The organism is Stenoxybacter acetivorans DSM 19021 (assembly GCF_000745895.1).
Classification (GTDB): Bacteria; Pseudomonadota; Gammaproteobacteria; order Burkholderiales; family Neisseriaceae; genus Stenoxybacter; species Stenoxybacter acetivorans.
In genome coordinates this window covers 1-7,216 of record NZ_JQKE01000092.1, presented here as the reverse complement: position 1 = coordinate 7,216, position 7,216 = coordinate 1, and the positions used below count along the sequence as shown (strand labels likewise).

Below are 7,216 nucleotides of genomic sequence, written 5' to 3'. Positions count from 1 at the left end.
GAAAAACAACCTATGAACAACGATTATATATCAGCAGCTTATCAAACAATGCCGAATTGTTGAATCACGTCATACGCCTGCATTGGCGCATTGAAAACAGTTTGCATTGGTGCATGGATATTGCTTTTAAAGATGATCAAATGCGAGCCAGAAATGGCTTCGCTGCTCATAACTTGGCCATATTACACCGCATATCTCTTAACCTAATCCGCCTATCACCTGTGAAGCGCAAAGGTGGCATTAAAGTACAGCGATTACTGGCGGCTACCTCTGATAATTACCGTGAGCAACTACTGAAACTGTGTTAAATCTTTCATGCGATTGCCCTGGAGACAATGTGTTTTGGAGAATATGAAGTTTCACGCTAAAATACAATTATTTTAATGGCAGAAAAATATGGCGGTTCGTTCCAAGTCTTCTGGTGCGTGGCTCAATGAGCATGTTAACGACCATTACGTGCATTTGGCACAAAAAGAGGGCTACCGCGCACGTGCTGCCTACAAATTGCTGGAAATCAATGAAAAAGACAATTTGATTAAACCCGGAGCCGTGGTTGCGGATTTGGGCAGTGCGCCCGGCAGTTGGTCGCAAGTGGCGGCGAAATTGGCGGGGCAACAAGGTAAGGTTTTTGCATTGGATATTCTGCCGATGGCATCTTTATCCGGTGTTGATTTTGTTCAAGGTGATTTCCGCGAAGCATCGGTTTTGGCACAATTTGAAGAATTACTGGGTAAGCGGGCATTAGACCTTGTAATTTGCGACATGGCACCCAATATATCGGGCAATGCAGTATCCGATCAGGCGAAAAGTTTTTATCTTGCTGAATTGGCTTTGGATTTTGCTGTGCAGCACCTGAAAAATAATGGTGATTTTTTGGTTAAAGTGTTTCAGGGAGCTGGTTTGAATGAATATCAGGCTGTTATGAAGTCAGCGTTTGCTCGGGTATTGATACGCAAACCCAAAGCTTCGCGTAATCGATCCAATGAGGTTTATTTATTGGGGCGTGGGAAGCGTTAAGTCAAGATCAATTCCGTTACAATAAAGGCTGCCTGAAAAGTGGTTGATTCAGGTGGGTTTGGGATTTTACTAAACGGAAATAACGCAGTATTTTTAATTTAAGCTGAATCTGTAAATGGTTTGGCCATAGGAGTTTGGACAGTGCGCGGTACCGTAAAAAGTCTTTTGGTTTGGATAGCATTGGCGTTTGTGCTGATGGCGGCGTTCAACGCGCTGACCGAAAAGAAAGAAAACAAACAGCAAATCGAATACTCGCAGTTTATTCAGCAAGTGAATAATGGCGAGGTTGACAGCGTCAATATTGAAGGTTCGGTAGTGAGCGGTTATTTAATTAAAGGTGTGCGCACCGATAAAACCGATTTCATTACCAATGCACCGCTTGACGACAATCTCATCAGTACGCTGTTGGCAAAAAGTGTTCGGGTAAATGTGATTCCGGAAGAAAAGCCGAGCCTGTTCAGCAGCATCTTCATCAGTTTGCTGCCGGTACTGTTGTTAGTGGGTGTGTGGATTTACTTCATGCGCATGCAAACCGGCGGCGGCAAAGGTGGCGCATTTTCGTTCGGCAAAAGCCGTGCGCGGCTGCTGGATAAAGACAGCAATACGGTTACTTTTGCCGATGTTGCCGGTTGTGACGAAGCCAAAGAAGAAGTCCAAGAAATTGTTGATTATTTACGCGCACCGCAGCGATACCAAACTTTGGGCGGGCGAGTGCCGCGCGGTGTGTTGCTGGCAGGCAGCCCGGGTACGGGTAAAACCTTATTGGCAAAAGCCATTGCCGGTGAAGCCAAAGTTCCTTTTTTCAGCATTTCCGGTTCTGACTTCGTGGAAATGTTTGTTGGTGTGGGTGCATCACGGGTGCGCGACATGTTTGAGCAAGCCAAGAAAAATGCACCCTGTATTATCTTTATTGATGAAATTGATGCCGTTGGTCGTCAGCGCGGCGCAGGATTGGGCGGCGGTAACGACGAGCGTGAACAGACATTAAACCAATTGTTGGTGGAAATGGACGGCTTTGAAAGCAACACAACGGTGATTGTGGTTGCTGCCACAAACCGCCCTGATGTATTAGACCCTGCTTTGCAGCGTCCTGGTCGTTTTGACCGTCAAGTGGTTGTTCCGTTGCCTGATATTCGCGGCCGTGAGCAAATTCTTAAAGTGCATGCACAAAAAGTACCGCTGGACGATTCAGTGAATTTAACTGTGCTGGCTCGCGGCACACCCGGTTTTTCCGGTGCGGATTTAGCAAATTTGGTGAATGAAGCTGCTTTATATGCAGGCCGCCGCAATAAAACCAAAGTTGATATGAGTGATTTTGAAGAGGCCAAAGACAAGATTTACATGGGACCTGAACGCCGTTCAATGGTGATGCACGAAGACGAAAAACGTGCCACTGCGTACCATGAATCGGGTCATGCCATTGTTGCCGAGAGTTTAGAAGCCACTGATCCTGTGCATAAAGTTACTATTATGCCGCGTGGTCGTGCCTTGGGCTTGACTTGGCAATTGCCCGAGCGGGATCGAATCAGCATGTATCAAGACCAGATGCTGAGCCAAATTTCCATCTTGTTTGGCGGGCGCATTGCCGAGCAAATTTATATTGGCAGGGTGTCCACAGGGGCGTCCAATGATTTTGAACGTGCCACTCAGATTGCCCGTGATATGGTTACCCGCTATGGTATGTCCGATAAAATGGGACCAATGGTATATGGTGAAAACGAGAGCGAAGTTTTTCTGGGCAGATCAGTAACCCATACCCAAAATATATCCGAACAAACCATGCAGCATGTTGATGCGGAAATTCGCCGAATCATTGACGAACAGTATGCGGTGGCTTATAAAATTTTGGACGAAAACCGCGATAAAATGCACACCATGGCAAAAGCCTTGATTGATTGGGAAACCATTGACCGCGACCAAGTTTTGGAAATTATGGCAGGCAAACAACCCAGCCCACCCAAAGACTACAGCCACAATGTGCGACCGGATTCTGAGCAAAACCCGACGGGCGATGATTCTGTTAATAATGACAGCGGTGCAAACAGCGGTCAATTAAATGATCTATTGCCGCAAGGTGCAGCTGCTTCAGCATTATCGGAAACCGCAGAGGCAGCCGTTACGAAAACTTTTCAGGCAGCCGATGAGGGCAGTAAAGCCGCTTCGGATAAACCGTAATCAAGAAATAAGATACAGTTGGGCAATAGACAAACAGAGGTGAGTTATTCTCGCCCCTGTTTTTTACCATTATTCATCTCGGAGCATAAAATGACAACCGCACTTATCAGTAATATTCCTTTTGATGAACTGAGTATCGGTCAATCAGCCAGCCGCACCCATACCGTAACCGAAGAGGACATTAAACTCTTTGCTGCCGCCAGCGGCGACACCAATCCGGCGCATTTAGATGCGGAGTATGCCTCAGGCACGCCGTTTAAAGGCGTTATCATGCACGGCATTTGGTCGGCAGGATTAATTTCTGCGGTTATCGGCACACAATTGCCCGGTGTGGGCAGCATTTATTTGGGACAAGATTTACAATTTCGCCGCCCTGTACGCATCGGCGATACGATTACGGCAACCGTAACGGTAATCGAAAAAAATGAACAGAAAAAATGGGTAACATTGGAAACCGTGGTAACCAATCAAAATGGTGAAAAAGTGGTGTTGGGTAAAGCGAATGTGATGCCGCCTGCTGAAAAAATTACCTGTCAATCCATTGAGATGCCGAAAATCAGTATTTTGTAAAACCTCTTTGCAGAATTTCGGTACATTTAATGAACAACCTCACCGCTCTGCGGCGAGGTTGTTCTTCTGTTTATGATTGACCGTTGTCTTTGTTATCAAGCGAATTTTTCCCTTTTATTTTTCCGAATTCTTTCTGTTTCGTTTGGGTGTTTTCTTTTTTTCAGGCAGCTGTGGCAATACTTCCCGCAAATACTTCCCTGTATAACTGTTTGGATTTTGCGCCACTTCTTCCGGTGTGCCGGTGGCGATGATTTGACCGCCGCCATCGCCGCCTTCCGGTCCTAAATCAACAATGTAATCAGCGGTTTTAATCACATCAAGATTGTGTTCAATAATCACAATACTGTTGCCCTTGCCTTTGAGGCGTTGAATGACTTCCAACAGCAGAGCGATGTCAGCAAAATGCAGCCCTGTTGTTGGTTCATCCAAAATATATAAAGTGCGTCCGGTATCGCGTTTGGAAAGTTCCAGCGCCAATTTTACGCGTTGTGCTTCGCCGCCGGAGAGCGTGGTGGCAGATTGTCCGAGCCGAATATAACCCAAGCCAACATCGGTTAAAGTTTGCAGTTTGCGTTTGACTACGGGGACGGCATCGAAAAAATAGCAAGCCTCTTCAACAGTCATGTCCAGCACTTGGCTGATGTTCTTGCCTTTGTATTGCACGTCCAGGGTTTCTCGGTTGTAGCGTTTACTGTTGCACACTTCACAGGGAACATACACATCGGGTAAAAAGTGCATTTCTACTTTAATAACACCATCGCCTTGGCAGGCTTCGCAGCGGCCGCCTTTAACGTTAAACGAAAAACGCCCAACATTGTAGCCGCGCTCGCGCGACAGCGGCACACCCGCGAATAAATCGCGGATTGGGGTAAATAAACCGGTGTACGTAGCGGGATTGGAGCGCGGTGTGCGGCCAATCGGCGATTGATCAACGTTGATGACTTTATCCAGATGAGCCAAGCCGATGATGTCCTCATAAGGCGCGGGTTCTTCACTGGCTCGATTGAGTTCGCGGGCGGTAATTTTGGCTAAAGTGTCGTTGATAAGGGTGGATTTACCGCTGCCTGATACGCCGGTAACGCAGGTAATCAAACCCAATGGCAGGGTTAGCGTGATATTTTTTAAATTGTTACCGCGTGCACCGCTCAAAATCAATACTCGCTCGGGGTCAATCGGTGTGCGTTCGGCGGGAATAGGGATGCGTTTCTTGCCGCTTAAGTATTGTCCCGTCAGTGAGTTTTCACAGGCGGCAACTTCGGCAGGAGTCGCGGCAATAATCACTTCGCCGCCGTGTTCGCCTGCACCCGGTCCCATATCCACCACAAAATCAGCAGCGCGTACCGCGTCTTCATCGTGTTCAACCACAATCACACTGTTGCCTAAGTCGCGTAGGCGTTTGAGTGTGGCCAGCAGGCGGTCGTTGTCGCGCTGGTGCAAACCGATAGACGGTTCGTCCAATACATACATCACGCCGGTCAGCCCCGAACCAATTTGGCTTGCCAAACGAATGCGCTGTGCTTCACCGCCAGACAGCGTTTCGGCACTGCGTGCCAGACACAAATAATCCAAACCAACATTAATCAAAAAGCCCAGCCGCTCAATAATTTCTTTGAGAATTTTTTCGGCAATCTGTTTTTTATTACCCGACAAATCCAATTCCGTAAAAAAACGGTGTGCTTGGGTAAGCGGCAATGCGCTGACGTGGTGCAGCGGTTGTTTGCCGACATACACATAGCGCGCCTCTTTGCGTAAACGAGCACCGGCGCACGTCGGGCAAGCGCGGTGGCTTTGGTATTGTGCCAATTCTTCACGCACGGCGGCAGAATCGGTTTCGCGGTAACGCCGTTCTAAATTGGGAATAATGCCCTCAAAGGCATGGGTGCGGTTGAAGCCGGTGCCGCGTTCGGATAAGTAAGTAAATTCAATTGCTTCTTTACCTGAGCCATGCAATAGCACTTGGCGTATGTTTTCAGGCAGCCTGTCAAACGGTGTATTCACATCAAAGCCGTAATGCTTGGCAAGCGATTGAATCATTTGAAAATAAAAGGTGTTGCGCTTATCCCAACTCTTAATTGCACCCGCCGCCAATGATAATTCAGGGTGAATGACCACGCGTTCAGGGTCAAAAAAATTCATACTGCCCAAACCGTCGCAAGTGGGACAAGCACCCACAGGGTTGTTAAACGAAAACAAGCGCGGCTCCAGTTCTTGTAAACTGTAAGCACAGACAGGGCAGGCAAATCGTGATGAAAACCAGTGTTCCTGTCCGCTGTCCATTTCCAACGCCAAGGCACGGTCATTGCCGTGGCGCAGGGCGGTTTCAAAACTCTCCGCCAAACGCTGCTGAATATCGGCATGCACTTTAACGCGGTCTATCACCACATCAATATTGTGCTTGATATTTTTTTGCAGTTTCGGTACTTCTTCCAGCGCATATACCTCGCCGTCCACCCGCACCCGAGCAAAGCCTTGTGCTTGCAAATCGGCAAATAAATCAACAAACTCACCTTTGCGCTCACGCACTGCGGGTGACAAAATCATCACCCTTGTGTCTTCAGGCAGCCCCAAAATATGATCAACCATCTGCGATACGGTTTGACTCGTCAGAGGCAAATCATGGTCAGGGCAATACGGTGTGCCGACACGGGCATATAGCAGACGTAAATAATCGTGGATTTCAGTTACCGTGCCAACAGTAGAGCGCGGGTTGTGGCTGGTGGATTTTTGTTCAATCGAAATGGCGGGCGACAATCCTTCTATTAAATCCACATCGGGCTTATCCATCATTTGCAGGAATTGGCGCGCATATGCCGATAAACTTTCCACATACCGCCGCTGCCCCTCGGCATACAGCGTATCAAATGCCAGCGACGATTTACCGCTACCCGATAACCCCGTCAGCACCACCAGCCGATGGCGCGGAATATCCAAATCAATATTTTTCAGATTGTGTGTACGCGCACCGCGAATGCGAATGGTGTCGTTGTCGTGATTATTGTGGTTATGATTTGTCATGATGTGGGTTTGCAGGCTACCTGAAATCAAGTATGCAGAATAAAAATAATCCATTATACGCGCAGGCAGCAGGGAAGAGATGCAATCGCATGGATTGAAATATTTGTATTCGTTTTATCGTTTTTAAGGCTGAAAACAGTCATTATCCGAACCATCAACAGGCTGCCTGAAAGTTTTCAGGTTACAGCAAACGTAGCAGTGATTTTTAATCAACTGTTGGGTGATGCTTTGTCGGTTGCGCCGAAACAGATACAATAATCAGCTTGATAACCATCACCGCATTTCTTGTCTTCGCTGTATTTGCAGGGCAATCGCATGAAAAATTTTCTCTCACCATTTTAATCAATTAAGCCATAGTGTATTATTTTCCATAAATTATTCTCATCAGAAAGAAACTCATCATAGAAAAAACAGATAATTTGTTGGATTTATTGGTAAA

The 7,216-nt window shown here is 47.1% G+C and carries 4 protein-coding genes and 1 pseudogene; 4 read left to right on the top strand and 1 reads right to left on the bottom strand.

The genetic code is table 11. The features are described 5' to 3' along the window. The 4 genes and pseudogenes from Q384_RS10305 to Q384_RS10290 form a co-directional block, all read left to right on the top strand. On the top strand, positions 1 to 308 hold a 308-nt coding region (locus Q384_RS10305; protein ID WP_037587335.1), incomplete at its 5' end, for an ISAs1 family transposase. 88 nt (positions 309 to 396) lie between these two features. Then, on the top strand, positions 397 to 1,017 hold the full coding sequence (locus tag Q384_RS10300; RefSeq protein WP_037587806.1) for an RlmE family RNA methyltransferase: 621 nt from the start codon (positions 397 to 399) through the stop codon (positions 1,015 to 1,017). Between the two features lie 141 nt (positions 1,018 to 1,158). Continuing rightward, positions 1,159 to 3,012: pseudogene (gene ftsH, locus Q384_RS10295) on the top strand (ATP-dependent zinc metalloprotease FtsH); the annotation flags it as partial. A 270-nt stretch (positions 3,013 to 3,282) separates the two neighbouring features. Beyond that, entirely contained in the window at positions 3,283 to 3,762 is a 480-nt protein-coding gene (locus tag Q384_RS10290) for a MaoC/PaaZ C-terminal domain-containing protein (RefSeq protein ID WP_037587802.1), read from the top strand. Positions 3,763 to 3,876: 114 nt separating this feature from the next. On the opposite strand, the gene uvrA is transcribed toward Q384_RS10290, so the two are convergent. Then, positions 3,877 to 6,777 (bottom strand): excinuclease ABC subunit UvrA, encoded by a 2,901-nt coding sequence (gene uvrA / locus Q384_RS10285; protein ID WP_051940892.1) that lies wholly within the window; start codon positions 6,775 to 6,777, stop codon positions 3,877 to 3,879. Positions 6,778 to 7,216 lie beyond the last annotated feature (439 nt).

Excerpts from the sequence above, each read along its gene's own strand:
- Q384_RS10300 (WP_037587806.1), top strand. The coding sequence starts at position 397 with ATGGCGGTTCGTTCCAAGTCTTCTGGTGCGTGGCTCAATGAGCATGTT.
- Q384_RS10290 (WP_037587802.1), top strand. The coding sequence starts at position 3,283 with ATGACAACCGCACTTATCAGTAATATTCCTTTTGATGAACTGAGTATC.
- uvrA (WP_051940892.1), bottom strand. The coding sequence starts at position 6,777 with ATGACAAATCATAACCACAATAATCACGACAACGACACCATTCGCATT.